We start from the raw sequence: 17,653 nt of genomic DNA, 5'->3' as shown, positions 1-17,653 counted from the left end.
TGCGGTATTGTCGCTGCTTTCTCATTCTGGCGGTCTCCGGAGCAGGGTCTGTGCGGACGGAATCAGGGTTGCGCGGAAACCGGGTGATCGCGGAGATGGGCGGCGATGTCGGTCGCCTCGGCGTAGGTGTCGCCGGAGGGAGTGTCGGGATAGGTTTTTCCGTTCCGGCACCAGTCCTCGCCCACGGCGTACCAATCGATCGGGCGGGGTGGTTTTCCTGATTTCAGCGACGTTTCAAGGCTGTCGAAAAACAGGGTCCAGCGTTTCATGTAATAGTCGCGGGTGAGGCCGGCCCAGTCTTTATTGGCGTAGTCGCGCAGATGGCCGACCTGGCTTGCCGTACGGCCGCCCCAGTTGGTCAGGATCACGCGGGCGTCATAATCCGTGAGGGCACGTGTGGCGGCGTCATCGCTCCACGAGCGGGGCCATTTGAGCCATGTTCCGACGAGAAACGACGAATTTGTCGACAGGAGTTTATCCTGGCGGTCCATCAGGTACTGCCATTCCGTGGTGAGGGCGTTCAGCGTTTTGAGGTCGTGCGCTTCGAAGGCGTCTTTGATTTCCGGGAGGAGGGCGCGGGCGCGGTTGGCGACGGCCTGGCGCGTGACGTCCACCATGTCGTATCGCCATGCGGGCGTCGCCCGGATTTCCGGTGACGACTGACGGAGTTCGTCCATGGCCTGTTCGAGAATTTCGGGTTTATAGGGGATAATTTTCATGCCGTTCCATGCAGCGGAACGGGTGTCGAGCGAGGGTTGGGCATTGAACAGGGAGTCGGGTGCGGCGCTGGCTTCGCCGTAGTCGTTGATGCCGGTCGCCTGATAGGAGAAGGCGCTGGCAAGCAGGAGGCTCCAGGCTTTGCGGGCGTGCGGATCTCCGGGCTGGCCATATCGGCGGTCTGCGTAATCCTGTGTCCAGGCTGGCAGATCGATGCTTTCCGTGCGCCACGCGGCTTCGGTGAACAGGTCGAAAATATACGGGTTATTATCCATGCCTTCGGGGAAGACGGCTGTCCCGATCATGGTTTTCTGTGTTTTCCACAGCTCGGGAAGACGGACGCCGTATTCGTAGGATGGGCCACCGAGCGAAGTGCGTCCGCCGAAATCCCACAGGCCGCCGTAGAGGAAGGGGGCGCCGAGGAAGTCGCTTGCGCGGTCGTCACGGCGGCGGGTGTTCTGCTCCAGATCGACGATGAACAGCCGGCTTCTGTCGACGCCGGCCAGCATGGCCTGGTCGGGCTCCTTGTACCACGCCATCATCATCCAGAGGGCGCCGGGATGGGCGGCGTCGAGCGCGGTCTGAATGCCGCGTCCGGCTTCGGCGATCGGCACGTCGCCCACGCTGCCGCCTTCCTGGAATGGCTGAATGTCGTAGACAGGAGCATTCCCGAACATTTTTTTCTGTTCGTCGTAGTATATGGAAGCAACTTTTGTGAAGAGCGGATCACGCGGGTCCAGCCAGGCCGGACGTGTGAAACGGTTCCACTCTCCCTGTCTTATGACGTGGGCGGCAGGAAATCGTTTGCCGAAATCATCCGGCACCATGCCGTAGAAACCTGGCAGGATCGGCTTCATGCCGAGGGCGTGGAGGCTGTCGATAATCTGGCGTGCGGACTCCGCGCGTTTTTCAATCATATCGAGTGGAAGAGGACCGCCATAGCAGCAGATATTAGCCATGAGCTGCCAGTTGATATGGGCGGGCGCGCTCAGCCATGAGCGGATCTGCTGGTCTGTATAGCCCAGTCGGAGGAAGGTGCGGTAGAGGACAGCGTCGGTTCCGCGTTCGATCAGCAGGGTGTTCAGCCCGTTCATGGCGTACACGTCGATTTCGTGGCGCCAGCGCGGCCAGTTCCAGTATGGCGAGGTGTAGCCGTCGGTGTTCTCGTTCAGGGCGTAGCGCCAGGGGAGCGTCGCTGCGCCTTCCATCGGTTGCGCCGGCGCGGGCAGCAGCTTTGCTGATGGCGGGGTAACTTCGTTGGGTGAGATCGTGGCGTGGGCGACGTGTTTGAGATACCAGTTCACACCGAACAGCAGCGCACTGTCGCTTGTGCCGCTGACGTGGATGGCGCCTTCATGCCCGGTGACGCGGAAATGCTCCGGCCCCGTCCCTTTTGTCATGAGTTCCAGGGAGATCTGCCTGGCGTGATCGGGAAGTAGTCTGGCGACGACGTCCCGAGCTGCGCCGACATCGTCGGCGTGAGCGCCGGCGATCGGGGCTGAGCCGAGCGCCAGCATCATCATCAGTGCGCGTTTGAGTGAAAAGTTTCTGCGGCGGACGGGAAAGATTGTCTCTGGCATCATTCAGAACCCCGTCGTGACGGAACAGATGACTGCCGGGGTGGACCCGATATAGTAGCTCGGGGCGCTTCCGGCGATGGTGTGGCCACCGACGTTGACGGCGTGAGCATTCGCTGAATATCCATACACGCCGGAGAGGTAATGATTATTGGCGAAGTTGCTGACGTTGATCTGGATCTGAGGATGTTTCATGAACCCGACATTGTTGAAGCGGTAGCCCGCGGTCAGATTGCCGACGACGTAGGCGGGGATGGATTCGTCATTCATGAAAGTGGAGTATTGCCTGCCGGCCCAGCTCGCGAACAGATTCCCGAAGATGTGCCCGTCATCGTAGTTGATTCCGGCGGACCCGCTGAGGGTCGGGCTCATCACCATTGTTTTCCCGGCGGTCGGGAGGGCGTAGCCTCCAACCATGTAGTTGTTGTCGATGGTGGTGTGCAGGTACTGGAAGGCAATGTAGGGGCTGAAATGATGCCAGGGGCGCAGGCCGACTTCGGCCTGAAGGCCACGGATCGTTTCGCCGCCCATGTCGATGGGCTGCGTTACCAGCTGGGTTCCGATATAATTTGACGAGTTCACCTGATGATGGACGAGGTTATAATTGAACAGTGCAAGGGAGAAGCTGACCAGACCTTTGTGGCGGAAGCCGACTTCCTCGCCGATTGCGAATTCCGACTTCTGCTCTGTGCGGCGCTGCATTGTCGGAACGCCATGTCCGTTCGGATCCCACAGATCGATATAGATTTCTTCCGATCCGGGCGCACGGAATGAGGTGGTTCCGTTGATGTAGACCTGATCGTTCTTCGTGATGAAATAGGTGGCGGAAAACTGGGGCAGCGGCTCGGCGTAACTGCCGCCATTCATGTAGTTTTCGCCGGGAATTTCGTTGGTGGCAACACGATGGATCATGACTTCACGAAAGCCGGCATTCAGAATGAGTTTGTCATTCAGCGCGGAGTATTTGTCGTTGATGAACAATGCGTTGGTCTGTTGTTTGAAATTGATGTCATATCCCGTGAGGACTTTTCCGCCAACGATGATCGGGTATTTCCCGAAGGAGTTTGAGACACTCCCTGAATAATCCGCTGGCGTGAAGGATTCCAGTTCCGAGTGTTGAAGGTAGGCGTACCAGTTGCCTAACGTCAGTGTATTGTGTGCGGTTTTCCAGGTGAATGCCGTCGTGATTCCGCCTGTGGACTCACTTTCATGGTCGAAACTCATGGCTGTCGTCACGCCGTTTGTCTGCCACGGAAGATTCAGATTGCCGAGTTGCTGGTTGCCGAGATAACTGCCTTCGTTATTAAGGTTTTCTCCGCCGTTATAGAAGGCGGCGTCAGCGATATAGTAAGGCGTAATGTCCAGCGTCATGCCGTGGTGCAGATTCAGGTGCGCCTGAATGCTGGCGAGTGTGTCCGTGCGTGTCTGAGTATGAAACTTTCGGTAGCTGGTGTCGCCTGGCGTATAGTTCGCGTCCCAGTTATAGTGATTGCCGTATTCCTCGTACTGGGCCATCGTAGGATAACGCAGGGACTGGCCGGACTGATGGTTCCAGCCGAAATTCGCCCAGACGTGGTTATCGTCGCCCCATTCCTTGACGGCTTTGAAATCGACATGGTGTCTGTCGACGCCGCCCAGGCCTCTCCACTGATCGTAATGATTGTTTGAATAGGACGCGAAGGCTTTGATGCCGCTATGGCCGATTTCGCCACTGTCCAGACGGAGAAACTCGCGGCGCATGTTGTTGTTGCCATAGGAAAGATCGAGTAATCCGCCCATTGTGGAGCCCGGCATGACAGTGTCGATCGTCACCTGACCGCCGACGGCGCTGTAGAACGGTGCCCAGATATCGCTGCTTCCCTGTGTGAGCGTCATCGCGCCGATGTTTTCGTTATCGACCATATCTGCACTGAAGATGTTTGGATTGACGGGGTCACCCAGAGGGATTCCCTGCATGACGTAGCCGATTTCGCCCTGCGTCAGACCGCGAACGGTGAGGCCGTCATGAGCGGACCCGCCATAGGGATCGGAGGCGCCGCCGACGACGCCAGGAAGGGCGGACAACATCACGCTTGGAGACACGGCCGGGCTTTGCTTTGCGATATAGTCGCGCGTCATTCCACTCTGGGAGCGAGCGACGGTTTGCGGGGGCATGAGGCCGCCGCCAGGCGTGGTGTTGGTAACGCCGGTGGCGGACGCGACGCCGGCGGCATGCACGGTCACAGATTCGGCTTCGCCGGCGGCGTCGACGCCGGTGCGGCGAGGCGTTTTCGCGGCTGAGGTTGTCGCCCCGGAGACTGTCGCCTGTGTGGTCGCCGTTGTGCCGGCGCCTCTGGTAGCGGCGTGATGCACAGGCTTATGTGCGGAGGGCGTCCGCGCCCGTGAGGACGAAGGTTTGCCGCCAGTCGCTACAAGTGCTGTGCAACAAAGGATAATTGCTTTTCTCTGAAGCTTCAAGAGCGCTACTCCATGACGCGGCCATTCAGGCAGACGACAACCGGAACCGGATGGAACCATACTTTCGTTGTGTTACCGGAAGGAGTTTGGTGTCAGAAATGATCGCAATGCAACCACAAAATACTCAAAAACGATCATTTTTGGCTATGTGGGTGATTTTGCCGGAGATTTCTCTGTCAGTTTAGTGCTGCGAATTTCCGTTATGGCTTCTGAACGGCACGGAAGGGGGAGATCTTTTGCGCCGTGTGGCGAGAGGCGCGTGGGACAGGGGGAGAGTTGATGGTTTCTCTGTCTGTCACCGTCCCCTGATGGTTTTATGCTGTCAAACACGGACGTTTCAGGTTTTAAGTAAGCGTCGCAATAGGGATCGGGGTGGTAAAACGAGTTTGAAAATCAGCCCTCTAATCCGATTCGATAAAAAACAATCATAACACTTCATTATTTGGATTGCATATGATTGAAATCACGCAGCATGATCTGGAAGAGACCGATGGAGGCTTCCGAGGGTGTTCGCTCCTGTCAGTTATTTCGACCGGAATGCAGTGAGGACGGCGCGATGACCACCGCGAGCGAACTGCGGATGCCGGGTTTCGTGCTTGTGCTTGCGGGCGTGCTGTTTTTCTTCATTGGCGTGATGACATGGCTTAACGGGCCGCTGGTGGCTTTTGCCCGTATTGCGTTTTCACTTGATGATAACGACGCTTTTCTGATCCCGTCTGTCTTTTATGCCGCGCATTTTTTTGGCGCGCTTCCGCTGGCTGTTCTGGCAGACAAGATCGGCTCTGTGCGCGGCATGAGTCTCGGGTTGGTACTGATGGCTGCGGGAACAGCGTGCTTCGCTGTTTCGGCGGACTTCCTTGCGTTTGGCGCCGCGCTGGGCTCGTTGTTTTTGCTGGCGCTTGGCGTCACGCTTCTCGGGCTCGCCATCAATCCGTATGTGGCGCTTCTGGGAGGGCTGGGGACGGCGTCCCGGCGCATCGCCGTTATGGGGCTTTTCAACAAGGCCGCCGGCGTGGTGGCGCCGCTGATGTTTGGCGCGACAGCGCTTCGCTCGCTGGGCGCGTTGTCGGCGTCCATCTCCGCCGCGCCGGATTCCCGGATACGGGACGCTTTGCGCGCGGGATTCGCCGGACAGATCGTGGCGCCTTATGTTTTTCTCGCTGTTACCCTGTTCCTGCTGGCGGTTGTTGTGAACGTGGCGCCGTTGCCACAGCTATCTCATCCGGTTCCGCTCACACCGGCGGCGAAAGGCGGCCGGATACGGTGCGGGCGCACGCTCTGGCTGGGGACGGGGTGCCTGTTTCTCTATGTCGGGGTGGAGGCGATCGCGGGGGACGCGATCGGGACTTACGGCGACCGTCTCGGATTGCCGCCGGATTCCACCAAGTTCTTTTCCTCCCTGACCTTTGTTGCGATGGTTGCGGGGTATTGCGGTGGCATGGCGTTCATTCCGCAGGTGCTGTCGCAGCGGGCTTATCTGGCGTCTGTCTGTGTTCTTGGAATGTGCCTGACGGTTGCGGCTTCTTTCTCATCGGGCATGAAATCGGTTCTGTTCATGGGCGGACTTGGCTTCTGCGACGCGATGATGTGGCCGATTCTTTATCCGCTGGCGATCCGCGGGCTGGGCGAGCGGACGCTTCAGGGCACGGCGGTTGCGGTCATGGCAGTCAGCGGCGGGGCGGTTCTTCCAAAGCTGTTTATCTGGCTTGCGTCATTTCTGAGCTTCAGAGTCTCCTTTCTGACGGTTGTTCTGCCTTCATATTTTCTGATCTTTGCTTATCTGGTTTTCTGCGGGAGGGAGCGCGACGATCTTCCGGTCGGGAAGGCGTCCTCCGCGGCCCGTCAGAGAGAGCCGGAGGGCGGAAGTGGTCAGGCGACGGACGTTCCGGGGACGGAACTCGCGTGACGAAACATAATCTCTCGAAAAAAAGGAAAACCGGCATCATGAAAGTTGGCATCGTAGGGCTTGGTTTCAGGCTTGGTTATCTGGCCCATGTTTTCAGCGTGGTTCGGCCCGATTTCGAGGTTGTGGGATATGTCGATCCGGATTCGGCGGGGCTTGCTTATATGGCTCAGCGCGGAGTGTCTCCGGGAACGCGCTATGACAGTCTTGAAGCGATGCTGGAGACCGCCGGGCTGGATCTGCTGATGGTCGGGTCGCCGAATGTGTTTCATCTGGAGCATATCCGGATCGGTCTTGAGCATGGCATGAAGATTTTCAGTGAAAAGCCTGTGGTGGTCGATCTGGAGCAAACTCTTGCTCTGGCGCGTCTGCTGTCGGATTTTCCATCGGATCAGCTGATGGTTGGTTTCGTGATGCGGTATGCGCCTCTTTATCAGGCGCTGAAGCAGGCGCAGGCGGACAATATGCTGGGGCCGATCGCGTCTATTGAGGCGGCGGAGCATATCGCGCCGTTTCACGGGGCGTTTTTCATGCGGGACTGGCGTCGTTACACGCAGTATTCAGGCGGTTTCATGCTGGAAAAATGCTGTCATGACCTTGATCTCTACAACAGTGTTGTGGGCGCGAGGCCGGCGCGGGTGGCGAGTTTCGGGGGGAGGCGCAGCTTCATTCCGGAGAACAGGCCTGAGAACTGGGGCGCCAACGACACGGAGGTTTATTTCCGCAAGCCGAGCGGCTGGCTGGGGACGGACGAGGTCTTCGAGAGCGACGCCGACATCGTGGACAGTCAGACGGCGCTCATTGAGTATGAAAATGGCGCTTCTCTGGCGTTTCATGCGAACAGCAACGTTGCTGATCAGTTCAGGCGGTTCTGTATTGTCGGCGCCAGGGGGATGGCGGAGGGCGATTTCATTCGCGGGTTCATGAAGGTTCATGACGCGCGGACGAGCGAGTGTCTTGTGGACAGTCGCTTTCCGCGCAGCACGGCGTTGTCGCTGCATTATGGCGCGGACGAGCAGATGGCGGCGGATGTGTATGACCATGTTCTGGACGGGCGTCCGCTTCCGGTTTCGGCGATTGACGCACTTGAGGTCGGACTGCTGGTTTACATGATTGAACAGGCGCGCCGGACCCGGAGCGTGATTGAGCTGGCGGATCACTGGATCGCCTTTGACAATGCGCTCGGACGCGCGACGGTGCGGGACGGGGTGGTCTGAGGGAGTTCTGACGCGATATTCCGGGTGAAGGGGGGCTGTGCCGCGTCTTCCCGTCATGCGCGTTGATTCCGGGCGGTTTGACCGGATTGTGAGCGGCCTGTAGGTTCCCGCCGCCATATCCGCGCAGTTCGGTTGAGTAGCCTGCGGATTTTTCGTCAGTCCGGAGAATGATCCTTTGGCTTCTGATCGCCTGACACAAATTCGGCGTTATCTCTATCTGAACGGGATGACGGGCGTTCATGAACTGGCGGAGAAGGTTGACGCCTCGCTGGCCACCATTCGCCGGGATCTTCAGCGCCTGGAAGAGCAGGGCGTCATTGTGCGCACGCATGGCGGCGCTGCGATCGCCAGTTCCGTCGGCATGGAGATTGCGTTCGAGACCCGCGAGAATCAGGGGCTGGAGGCGAAGCGGGCCATTGCCGATGAGGCGTATGGACGGTTGCGTCCGAATTCGGCGATTTTTCTGGATGCGGGGACGACAGTGCTGCAACTGGCGCATCGCATTCATCTTGAACCAATGCCGCTGACTGTCTTCTCGAACAATCTTGGCGTGGTGGACGCTCTGATCGATCTGGACTGCGTTCAGACGGTTCTGCTTGGCGGGCGCATCCGGGCAGCAAACCGAAGTGTTGTCGGACCGTTGTCGGAGCAGGTGATTGACGGATTGTGGTTTGACCAGCTTTTTCTGGGGGCCAGCGCGGTGCAGCCGGACGACACGATCGCGACGCCGGACATTGATGAGGCGCGGCTCAATTCGGCGATGCTGGCGCGGGCGTCTGAACGATTTCTTCTTGTTGAAAGCAGTAAGTTCGGGAACCATGCAACTTACCGGGTGGGTCAGCTGACGCAGATCACGCATCTGTTCACGGATTCCGGTCTCGACGAGGACTGGCTGACCCGCCTGGCGCAGCTCAATGTGCCGTGCTCGCTGGCCGCGCTGGAAAGCGGGCCGGTGTCTGACGGGATTCCGACAGCAGACGGAGTGGGTAACGACTGATGCACCGGGGGGCGCCAGGCTGCGTTCCGGGCCTTTTTCGTGATGCTCGGTCTGTTGAGGGTGACATGAATGCGGCTTCCGTCCCGCACTCCGGCGAAGGCCTGGTTTTGAAACGGCCTCTGACTTCTAACGTCCGGGGACCGGGTTTTCAGCGAGTTTGCGGCAATTCCGGCTCTGCCCGGACCTGACTGAGATCGCGATCCCTTCAGTATCCGATGATAATTTTTGATCTCGGCAATAAACGGCATGATCCGGCACTACGGGGATCGCGGGCGTCGTCTGTTTGGCGCAGCGGGGTGCGAAGCCTCAGCCCGATGGGTATTTCGCCGGGTACGGCGCCGGGGAGCGGCCCTTCCTCGACGATGCGTCCGGCGTAGAGCACGCCAACGCGCTCGGAGGTTTCCACAGCCACGGCGAGGTTGTGGATGACGAACAAGATGGACGTGTCGCGGTTTAGTTCCGGACCTTGGGTTATCTGTTAGGCGGCTTTGCGCTCATGATCCGGAGAGTTTTTCCATTGGAGGGCGGAATGAAGCCTCTGTGGATTGTAGAAATCATTGATGTAGTGCGCGATGGCCTCCTCGGCTTCATGGCGTATTCCCCATGCCTGCCGCCACAGGAGTTCAGCTTTCAGGGTCGAAAAAGCTCTCCATGACAGCGTTGTCCCGGCAGTTTCCTTTCCGGCTCATAGAGACGATGAAGCCATGCGCGGAAAGAAGTCTGCGGTAGTCCTCTGAACAATACTGACAGCCACGATCAGCATGATGCACACAGCCTTCCGGCGGCTGACGCAAGGCAAGCCCGTTTCAGCGCCGTGACAGCAAGGTCCGCTGTCATCCGGCCATCAAGACTCCATCCGACAATCCTTCGTGAGAAAAGATCAGGCACCACAGTCAGGCAGACCCAGCCTTCACATGTCCAGATGTAAGTGATGTCTGCTACCCACTTCTGGTTGACTGCGCGTGCCCAATTGGTTCTGCACCCCAAAACCCGGACCTGTAACACCTCAAACAGGGTCGGTGAGAGGCCTGCCAGACACAGAAGTGGTCCCCGATTTTCGGACAGGTGATTAAGCCATAATCCGCCCTGAGAGAGGGCGGATTATGGGCAAGGTTACGAGGAAACGGTATTCGGGTGAGTTCAGGTCGCAAGTGGCACTGGAGGCGATCCGTGGCGAACTGACGCTGGCGGAACTGGCGTCGAAGCATCGTGTGCATCAGACGATGATTGCCTGATGGAAACGCCAGGCGATCAAGGGGATGGCGGGTATCTTTTCCGGGAAGTCGGGGTCAACAGCATCGGCCCGTCCGGTTGACGTGGAGAAGCTGCATGCGAAGATTGGCGAACTGTCGGTGGAACGGGATTTTTTACGCGATGCCTCTGTTCGGCTGGGCGTGATCAGAGGCGGCAAATGATCGACCTGAAACGGCCGCGGCTCCCGGTGGCGCGGCAGTGCACGCTGTTACAACTCAACCGGTCTGGCGTCTATTACCGGCTGATGCCGGAAAACGCGGCGAACCTGGCGCTGAGGCGGCTGATCGACGCACAGTTCCTGGAGACACCGTATTACGGATCACGGCAGATGACGTGACATCTTTGGCGCCCGGGCCACGAAGTTGGCCGTAAACGGGTCGGCAGGCTCATGGCAAGGATGAGGTTGCGGGCGATCGACCGGCCCAACCAGATGGCCTGGTGTTCTGATATCATCTACATCTCCATGAGGCGAGGTTTCCTCTACCTCGTGGCGATCATGGACCGGGCGACGCGCAGGATTCTGGCCTGGCGCCTGTCGAACGCGATGGACGCCGGGTTCTGCATCCAGGCGCTCCGGGAAGCACTGACGCGCTACGGCTCACCGGAGATTTTCAATACCGACCAGGGCTCGCAATTCACACCGCCCCGCTTCACCGAAGTATTGGAGGAACGTCAGATTCACATCAGCATGGACGACCGTGGCCGGTGGCATGACATCAACCGGGTATAGCTTATTCAACCCCAAAAACCGCCCGAATAAACGAAGCCACCTCTCGCGGACCGGTTTTCCCCTGTAGTGGTCCATGTGGACCACAAAAAAACTGTGGATAAGTCATAAAAACTGTGGTGCCCCGTACGGGATTCGAACCCGTGTTACCGCCGTGAAAGGGCGGTGTCCTAGGCCTCTAGACGAACGGGACAAGGCGGGGTGCTGGATAACCAAGGATCAGAAACAGGTCAAGCGATCTTCATGCAAAAGGACAAAAATATGCTCAAACAACACGCCGACCGCCTCTCAGCCTCGCCCGTCATCCATTTTTGCTGACACGGGCACCTGCCCCGAAAGCAGAACTAATGATGCGCATGGACGATGCCGGAACACCGTTTTTCCTGAGAGCGTCGGAAAGTGTCCGCGCGCGCAGAAGCCCGAGTTCGACTGCCTGGCTCTGGTCAGACGCGCTCATGGAAACAGTCTCGCCACTGCAATGCAGATATAATGTCGACGTCCCTCGCGATCCTGAAAGTTTGCTCAGTGTGCTCTCCTGACCCGGACTCAACTGGTCGGAGCCGGGCAGGAAATGAATGATAACACCCTCTTGCTGAGAAAGGTCATAATCGGGATGAACCCGGTCAGGCAGACCGGCATCCGCAGGAACACTGAACCCCGGAAAAGATGGCGCCGGAGGTGGCCCGGCCGGAATTTCCGGCAAAACCTGCGAAGACCCCGTAACCGCCGTGGCTTTATTACTCACAAATACGGGCATAGCTATTTCAGCGTCATCCGCATTTGTCGCTGCCGTCGCGTTTTGCGGCTTCGATGGTGATGCAGCCGCAGGCGGCACAGAAGCCGGCGTGGGCGAAGGTGGTGAATCCGCCGCATCCAGAACAGCCCCCATCGCCCCCTCCGGAATTTTCGGCTGGGACGAGTTTCCTCCAGTCGCCGGATTTGCTGGCACAGTCCCGCTGACAGACTGTCCACCTGCCGTTCCAGGTTTCATACCAGACGTCTTGCCAGCCGCTACCTGCCCTGGTGGCGGCGGAATTATCGGGGTCAGGGTGCCATTCTGCGCCTCTGTTCGCTGGCTGAGATTTCGTGCAGTGATCAGATTGCCGGTAATCGTCTGCCTGAGGGCCATGGAGGGGAGTTCCGGCGCCGCTGTCGGTGTCAGGCCGACTTTCGGATAAGGGCCGTTGAGTCCCGGCGCCGGCGGACGTTGCTGGGCAATCATGCCACCCTGGTACTGGTGATACCAGTCGAGCGTCGTATCAACGGCATCGCGATGATGGCATCCGTCCAGGATCAGGAGCGAGGCTGGTAACATCACACTCAGCAGACCACGCAGGGTCGGTCGATGTGAAACGGGTGGATGCCTGGGTGCTGTCATTCGCTCTGTCTTAAAAGTCATGTGGTCCATGAGGGAGCGGCAACTGCGACTCTGAAGCGGTCACGGCCCTCTTGGCATTAGCTGCGTAGCAGAGCAGGATAGCACCATGAAGCTGTATCACCGAACCAGGGAGGCCACTTCGATGAACGCCACCCATACGCAGGATGACGCCATGAAAGACCGGGTCAGATTCGATGATGAGGATCCGAATGGCCCTGATATCCCTGAGCCCGAAGGGCCGGAGGTTAAGGAGCCTGATGACAACAAAACACTCTCATCCCCGATCAATGAACTTGAGACCCGTCTGTTCGATCAGCGAAAAGTGCTGATCTTCGGCGGCATCAACGACAAGATCGCGCGTGATGTAACAGGGCGTCTGCTCGCGCTCGCCGGGGCGTCCGACAAGCCGATAGACGTCTACGTCAATTCGCCCGGCGGTCATGTGGAAAGCGGCGACACCATTCACGACATGATCCGTTTCGTAGACTCCATAGCGCCAGTGAACATGATCGGAACCGGCTGGGTCGCTTCCGCTGGCGCACTGATTTTCGCGGCAGGCCATAAGGATCGCCGGTTCAGCTTGCCAAACACGCGATTCCTGCTGCATCAGCCGATGGGTGGCGTCAGAGGTCCCGCAACGGATATCGACATCGAAGCCCGCGAGATCATCAAAATGCGCGAGCGGCTGAACCATCTTTTCGCCCGTGAGACGGGACAGTCATACGAAAAGATCTGCAAGGACACAGACCGTAATTATTGGCTGTCCGCGCATGAGGCGATTTCCTACGGCCTCGTGACCAGGATCATTTCCGCTCCGTCCGACATCCATTAACAACAGAAACCCCGCGCTTCGGCGCGGGACTGATTCAACATGCGCATGGACCAGTGCAAGCAGCACTGATCTATGACCTGAAAACGTGAGCGCACTGCAAATGAATGCTCTCGCCGATATTTATACACGGCTCCCCGACAGTATCGACGATCTGCCCCCGCCACCGAACAAGGCGGCTGTTGAAGAAGCGGATTACAGATCCCGGCACTGGAGTTCTCCCATCCCCGGACCGCTGAAGCCTGGCTCGCCGGAGCATAAGAAGGCCATCGCGGATATGTTCCGTGAAACCTTCAATCCTTACAGGCCCTCAGTCATCGACTGGCCGAAGCTCGACCCTGTGACCCTCAAACGTGTGACATCACTTCCGATCTGGGACATTGCGGTCCAGACAGAAGGCAAGGCGCGGCTACGGATGGCAGCCTATGCCAGTCTGGTCACAGATCCGGATATGAAGGACGCAATTTCACGCAATGCGTGGGAAGAAAACCGCCACAAAGAAGTGCTCAGCAAGCTCGTCGAAGCGTACGATATTAAAATGGCACCCGAGCCAGCCTATATCGAGCCGAAGGACGTCGAATGGGCCTATCTGGTGACCGGATTCTCCGAATGCACCGATAGTTTCTTTGCCTTTGGCCTGTTTAAAATCGCTCAGACGTCTCACTTCTTCCCTGAAGAACTGATTGAGACGTTCGAACCCGTCATGCAGGAAGAATGTCGCCATATCCTTCTGTTCGCCAACTGGCTCGCCTGGTACCGCGCCGTGATGCCAGCATGGAAGCGTCCATGGTTCGAACTCAGGATAATCGCCGTATGGGTCTTCCTCGTCTACGAACGGATCGGTCTGGCAAAAACCGTCGATGACGATGGCAATGAGCATGTGCAGGATAACAATTTTACTGTCACGGGCACAAAAGAGATGTCGAGCCAGGATATTTCTCTGGCCGACTTTCTTGAGATCTGTCTGACAGAGAATGATAAGCGGTTTTCAGGCTACGATCCACGCCTGCTGCGGCCAGAACTGGCCCCAAATCTGGCGCGCACGGCGCTGTGGGTGCTTGGTTTGTTCGGAAAAAAGCCTCATGTCAAAACTGAAGCCGCACCCGTTGTCGTATGAGGATCAGCGCGGGCTCTGAGGCCCATAAGCGTCTGTTCTGCGACCAGTTTATCGCCACGCACCAGAGTTTCGAGCCGGAAACTCTTCCCTGGCCTGAGCTCGAAGAACGGGATCTCGCGCGTCTGCGCAGTATCCCGTTCTGGCAGGAGGTTTACCACACAGAACGGCGCGCTGGCGCAATCGTCGATGCATTCGCTCCCGGGATCGCAGATCCCCTCGTGCAGAAAGCCGTTGCGTTACAGGGCATTGAAGAAGCACGCCATGCCCGGCTGATCAGAACGATGATAGATCTGTACAGCATCGACGCTTCTGAACAACCGATCGAGACATTTCCACCCGACCTTGAAACAGCCTTTATCGACTTCGGCTTCGGTGAATGCCTTGATGCCTTTCTGGGCTTCGGAGCCTTTAAAACAGCTCGCCAGTCGCAGTTTCTTCCCGAAGCCCTGTTCGAAATTTTCGATCTGCTGATGTTTGAAGAAACACGGCATATCGTGTTTTTCATCAATTATATGGCCTGGCGCGAGCATAGCCGTGGTCTCGGACGTCTGCGACGTACTCTGAAATCCGTCCGGTTTTATGGACGCGCCGCCGGACGTCTCGCAGGAATGGTGAAACGTGGAAAAGACGATCACGGGCATGATTTTGCCGTCACTCAGGCGAGCGTATTCCTCGACGGTTTTGCCTTTCCGCAATTCGTTGAGGATTGCTACCGCGAAAACGCTCGTCGAATGGCCGAATTCGATCCGGATCTGATGCAGCCACGGTTACTGCCCGCCGTTGCCGGTCTGGCCCTGAAGGGCCTCCGTTTCTGGTCTCAGCATAAAGCTGACCGTCACGCCTGATGCAGTCAGTTGCATGTCCTGTTTTCCACAATATCCACCATCTTGCGCAAGAAGATCTTTATAATGCGCTGATCACTGTCAATTTTTAGAAGTGTAGTTTTTATAATTCAGGAATATAGTCAAAAATTTTCTGGAGAGAGGGTCATTTTCCTCCAAAAAATCTATCACTGTTGTTCTGTATTATGTTTTTGCTTTTGAAGTGACCAGAGAATTATTCAGACTAAGTGCCGCCAGTAGCGTCAGGAGATGTTTCGCCGGAGCCCGTTGTGGTTGAGGTCGGAGCTGGATCTACTGTTTCCGTCGTGCGCGAAATCGGAACAATGATCTGTTGAGTGCATGTTCTGCCCTGTTCCGTTTCGGCCTGCACATTAACAATCTGGAATGTGCCCGCCGGACCGGAAGTCAGCATGACGACAGCCTGGGTCCCGTTATAAGGTTCAGCCCACACCACAGCAAGATCGTAAGAAAATCCACCTGCAGTTTTAACGGCAGCCGAAACACCTCCGGATGTTATCGTATCACCCGTATCAACAAGCCAGTTGGTGAAATCGACACTATAATCCAGTATGGCGGCGCTCGATTTTGCGGGCAGTTCCGGAATAAATCCCGTCGTTGTCGTAACCCCACGCTGAGCCGTCGGGATCGGGGAACAGCATCCGGACTGCGCTGGTGGAATCCCAGGTACAGTATAAATCCGAAGCGGGGAGGGGATAAGACTGTTAGGCAATGCAGCGGTGGTCATACGAGCCCTTGTCGAAAATTACGAAACACGCACTGCCCGGATCAGGTCACATTTGTCCGACAGACAGGAAAACCATGCAGATGACGGACACTATCGCTTTCAGCCAGCAACGTTACGTGATGGGTGCATGATAGCTGTCCATGCCTGACAGGTCGGTACTGTATGATGGTCTTTCGTTTTGGACGTGTCATGGTTTTGTTCCGGCCTCTTTAAGAGGCCGCCCAGGATTATCCTGAGTCTTTAGAAATATTTATGATTCCATGTCGGTAGCCCCAATTCGGAGGAGGAGACCGATGTGGACCATTGAGAACCGCGTCCGATATGACCGCAGCGAACTCCGCTATCCCAGAGGGGTGGTCCCTGATTTTCGGGCCGGGCATTAAGTTATAACCCCATTTGAGAGATGACGGGTTTGATGGGTAAGGTCACGCGGAAACAGTATTTGGATGAGTTCAGGTCTCGGATTGCGCTGGAGGCGATCGGAGTGAGCAGATGCTGGCGGACCCAGGGCGAAGCATGGCGTGCATCAGACGATGATCGCCCGGTGAAAACGTCAGGTAATCGAGGGGATGGTGGCCACACTCTCACGCAGGCCCACGGTTGAGGCAACAGTGAGTCGGTCGCGATAAAGAAGCTGCACGTGATCGGCCGGCTTCTGGTGGAACGGAATTTTTTGCGGGCGGCCTCTGTTCGGCCGGGCGTGATCAGAGGCGGCAAATGATCGACCTGCAACGGCCACACCTGTCGGTGTGACGCAGCAATGCAGGCTGTTGAAGCTCAATCGGTCTGGCGTCTATTACCGCCCGCGCCGGAGAATGCGGCGAACCTGTCGCTGATGCATCTGATCGACGCGCAGTTCCTGGAGACGCCGTATTGCGGCTCCTGGCAAACGACACGACATCTCCAGCGCCTGTCGAACACGATGGAGGCAGAATTCTGTATCGATGCGTTGCAGGACGCACTTGCTCGTTACGGCCCGCCGGAGATTTTCAACACGGATCAGGGCTCGCAATTCACGTCGCCCTGGTTCAGATGAACCAATAGCAGCGCCGTCAGAATGGCGGCATGAAATCAATCAGGTATAGCTTATTCAGTTCCTGAAATTGACCAAATGAACGGCGCTACCTCTTTACAAGCGAAGAAAGATAAAAAATATTTTCCAATTACGGGGATGCTGCGATGACGTCATCGACGACGTGCTTCGCGATCCGGGTCACGTCGATAGCCGCAACTGAACCGGAATTAACATCCATAAAAGGCTGTTGAAGGCGGATCGTCTCCGAGACACGTCGATCACGCCTTATAGCACCAGCAAACTGAGGAACCTGGTGAAGGAAACGGCGACAGGCTTCAGCAAGAACGCTGTAAACAGCCTGTCCCGAACGAATGCCTGTCGCCTGATTGACGACAATTTCTGCATTTGTCCTCGAGAATCCGTCCAGTTGCCGGTCTTTGATCGATAGTTTGAGAACCGCATAAGCATCTGTCAGTGCCGTTGGTTCTTCGGTTGTCACCAGAAGAAGCTTATCCGCCGCCGCCGCGATCGCTCTGGAACTCCAGTCTATTCCGGCGCAAAGGTCTATCAGGATAATGTCATAGCCCGAGAGTGCCCGAAGCTGCGCAAGCAGATCATGAATGCGGTCCGGCCTCAGCAGATTTAACGTCGAAGCGCCAGAATGACCAGGAAGAATATCAAGTTGCAACCGACCTGTAGTATCAGGAAGGAAATATGGCGTGATCGCATCAGTGATTGAAACCTGATGTTTGAGCAGATGCGTAATTGAGGTGGTCCCGTCCGTTCGGACAGTTTTGCGGGCTTGATAAGCTATACCCGGTTGTTGTTATGCCGCCCTTCTGACGGCGTTGCTGTTGGCCATCTGGTCCGGGGTTAAC

11 protein-coding genes, 1 tRNA gene and 3 pseudogenes are annotated in these 17,653 nt (G+C 57.2%); 8 read left to right on the top strand and 7 right to left on the bottom strand.

Annotated elements, in window-relative coordinates:
- Nucleotides 1-62 precede the first annotated feature (62 nt).
- The gene (locus GOB85_RS15530; protein WP_173578412.1) at nucleotides 63-2,300 is read right to left on the bottom strand and encodes an alpha-N-acetylglucosaminidase; all 2,238 of its coding nucleotides are present in this window, start codon (nucleotides 2,298-2,300) and stop codon (nucleotides 63-65) included.
- Nucleotides 2,301-4,751, bottom strand: a complete 2,451-nt coding sequence (locus tag GOB85_RS15525; RefSeq protein WP_173578411.1) for a TonB-dependent receptor — start codon at nucleotides 4,749-4,751, stop codon at nucleotides 2,301-2,303.
- 556 nt (nucleotides 4,752-5,307) lie between these two features.
- On the opposite strand from GOB85_RS15525, the gene gluP reads away from it, so the two are divergent.
- From gluP to GOB85_RS15510, 3 genes are all read left to right on the top strand, one after another.
- The gene (gene gluP / locus GOB85_RS15520; RefSeq protein WP_173578410.1) at nucleotides 5,308-6,657 is read left to right on the top strand and encodes a glucose/galactose MFS transporter; all 1,350 of its coding nucleotides are present in this window, start codon (nucleotides 5,308-5,310) and stop codon (nucleotides 6,655-6,657) included.
- A gap of 38 nt (nucleotides 6,658-6,695) precedes the next feature.
- Nucleotides 6,696-7,871: a Gfo/Idh/MocA family protein gene (locus GOB85_RS15515; RefSeq protein ID WP_173578409.1), complete on the top strand. Its 1,176-nt coding sequence runs from the start codon at nucleotides 6,696-6,698 to the stop codon at nucleotides 7,869-7,871.
- A 175-nt stretch (nucleotides 7,872-8,046) separates the two neighbouring features.
- A complete protein-coding gene (locus GOB85_RS15510) occupies nucleotides 8,047-8,868 on the top strand; it encodes a DeoR/GlpR family DNA-binding transcription regulator (RefSeq protein WP_173578408.1) in 822 nt (273 codons plus the stop codon).
- 478 nt (nucleotides 8,869-9,346) lie between these two features.
- Here the strand turns inward: GOB85_RS15510 and GOB85_RS19410 are convergent.
- Nucleotides 9,347-9,834 (bottom strand): annotated as a pseudogene (locus GOB85_RS19410) (IS3 family transposase); the annotation flags it as partial.
- Between the two features lie 137 nt (nucleotides 9,835-9,971).
- Here GOB85_RS19410 and GOB85_RS15490 point away from each other — a divergent pair.
- Nucleotides 9,972-10,837 (top strand): annotated as a pseudogene (locus GOB85_RS15490) (DDE-type integrase/transposase/recombinase); the annotation flags it as partial.
- A gap of 129 nt (nucleotides 10,838-10,966) precedes the next feature.
- Here the strand turns inward: GOB85_RS15490 and GOB85_RS15485 are convergent.
- Together GOB85_RS15485 and GOB85_RS15480 are read right to left on the bottom strand one after the other, a co-directional pair.
- Nucleotides 10,967-11,042, bottom strand: a tRNA-Glu gene (locus GOB85_RS15485).
- A gap of 108 nt (nucleotides 11,043-11,150) precedes the next feature.
- Nucleotides 11,151-12,248 carry an OmpA family protein gene (locus tag GOB85_RS15480; protein ID WP_242011560.1) on the bottom strand — a complete coding sequence of 366 codons (1,098 nt, stop codon included), beginning with the start codon at nucleotides 12,246-12,248 and terminating at the stop codon, nucleotides 11,151-11,153.
- Nucleotides 12,249-12,399: 151 nt separating this feature from the next.
- Here GOB85_RS15480 and GOB85_RS15475 point away from each other — a divergent pair, with 151 nt between their 5' ends.
- The 3 genes from GOB85_RS15475 (at nucleotide 12,400) to GOB85_RS15465 (ending at nucleotide 15,018) form a co-directional block, all read left to right on the top strand.
- On the top strand, nucleotides 12,400-13,059 hold the full coding sequence (locus tag GOB85_RS15475) for an ATP-dependent Clp protease proteolytic subunit (RefSeq protein ID WP_242011562.1): 660 nt from the start codon (nucleotides 12,400-12,402) through the stop codon (nucleotides 13,057-13,059).
- Nucleotides 13,060-13,159: 100 nt separating this feature from the next.
- Nucleotides 13,160-14,173 (top strand): ferritin-like domain-containing protein, encoded by a 1,014-nt coding sequence (locus GOB85_RS15470; protein ID WP_173578418.1) that lies wholly within the window; start codon nucleotides 13,160-13,162, stop codon nucleotides 14,171-14,173.
- Nucleotides 14,170-15,018 carry a hypothetical protein gene (locus GOB85_RS15465; protein WP_173578404.1) on the top strand — a complete coding sequence of 283 codons (849 nt, stop codon included), beginning with the start codon at nucleotides 14,170-14,172 and terminating at the stop codon, nucleotides 15,016-15,018. The genes GOB85_RS15470 and GOB85_RS15465 overlap by 4 nt, the downstream gene beginning before the upstream one ends.
- Nucleotides 15,019-15,238: 220 nt before the next feature.
- Here the strand turns inward: GOB85_RS15465 and GOB85_RS15460 are convergent, their stop codons facing one another.
- Nucleotides 15,239-15,760: a phage fiber-tail adaptor protein gene (locus GOB85_RS15460; protein ID WP_173578403.1), complete on the bottom strand. Its 522-nt coding sequence runs from the start codon at nucleotides 15,758-15,760 to the stop codon at nucleotides 15,239-15,241.
- Nucleotides 15,761-16,175: 415 nt separating this feature from the next.
- On the opposite strand from GOB85_RS15460, the pseudogene GOB85_RS19405 reads away from it, so the two are divergent.
- Nucleotides 16,176-16,790 (top strand): annotated as a pseudogene (locus GOB85_RS19405) (IS3 family transposase); the annotation flags it as partial.
- A 133-nt stretch (nucleotides 16,791-16,923) separates the two neighbouring features.
- On the opposite strand, the gene GOB85_RS15450 reads toward GOB85_RS19405, so the two are convergent.
- Nucleotides 16,924-17,463 carry a P-loop NTPase family protein gene (locus GOB85_RS15450; protein ID WP_173578402.1) on the bottom strand — a complete coding sequence of 180 codons (540 nt, stop codon included), beginning with the start codon at nucleotides 17,461-17,463 and terminating at the stop codon, nucleotides 16,924-16,926.
- Between the last annotated feature and the right edge of the window lie 190 nt (nucleotides 17,464-17,653).

Source organism: Acetobacter fallax (assembly GCF_011516735.1).
Classification (GTDB): domain Bacteria; phylum Pseudomonadota; class Alphaproteobacteria; order Acetobacterales; family Acetobacteraceae; genus Acetobacter; species Acetobacter fallax.
The sequence above is the reverse complement of the archived record's forward strand: the minus strand, read 5'-3'. Positions and strand labels throughout refer to the sequence as shown.

Bases quoted from the DNA above. Each gene is read 5' to 3' on its own strand.
- GOB85_RS15530 (WP_173578412.1), bottom strand. From the start codon at position 2,300: ATGATGCCAGAGACAATCTTTCCCGTCCGCCGCAGAAACTTTTCACTC.
- gluP (WP_173578410.1), top strand. From the start codon at position 5,308: ATGACCACCGCGAGCGAACTGCGGATGCCGGGTTTCGTGCTTGTGCTT.
- GOB85_RS15515 (WP_173578409.1), top strand. From the start codon at position 6,696: ATGAAAGTTGGCATCGTAGGGCTTGGTTTCAGGCTTGGTTATCTGGCC.
- GOB85_RS15480 (WP_242011560.1), bottom strand. From the start codon at position 12,248: ATGACTTTTAAGACAGAGCGAATGACAGCACCCAGGCATCCACCCGTT.
- GOB85_RS15475 (WP_242011562.1), top strand. From the start codon at position 12,400: ATGAAAGACCGGGTCAGATTCGATGATGAGGATCCGAATGGCCCTGAT.
- GOB85_RS15470 (WP_173578418.1), top strand. From the start codon at position 13,160: ATGAATGCTCTCGCCGATATTTATACACGGCTCCCCGACAGTATCGAC.
- GOB85_RS15465 (WP_173578404.1), top strand. From the start codon at position 14,170: ATGAGGATCAGCGCGGGCTCTGAGGCCCATAAGCGTCTGTTCTGCGAC.
- GOB85_RS15460 (WP_173578403.1), bottom strand. From the start codon at position 15,760: ATGACCACCGCTGCATTGCCTAACAGTCTTATCCCCTCCCCGCTTCGG.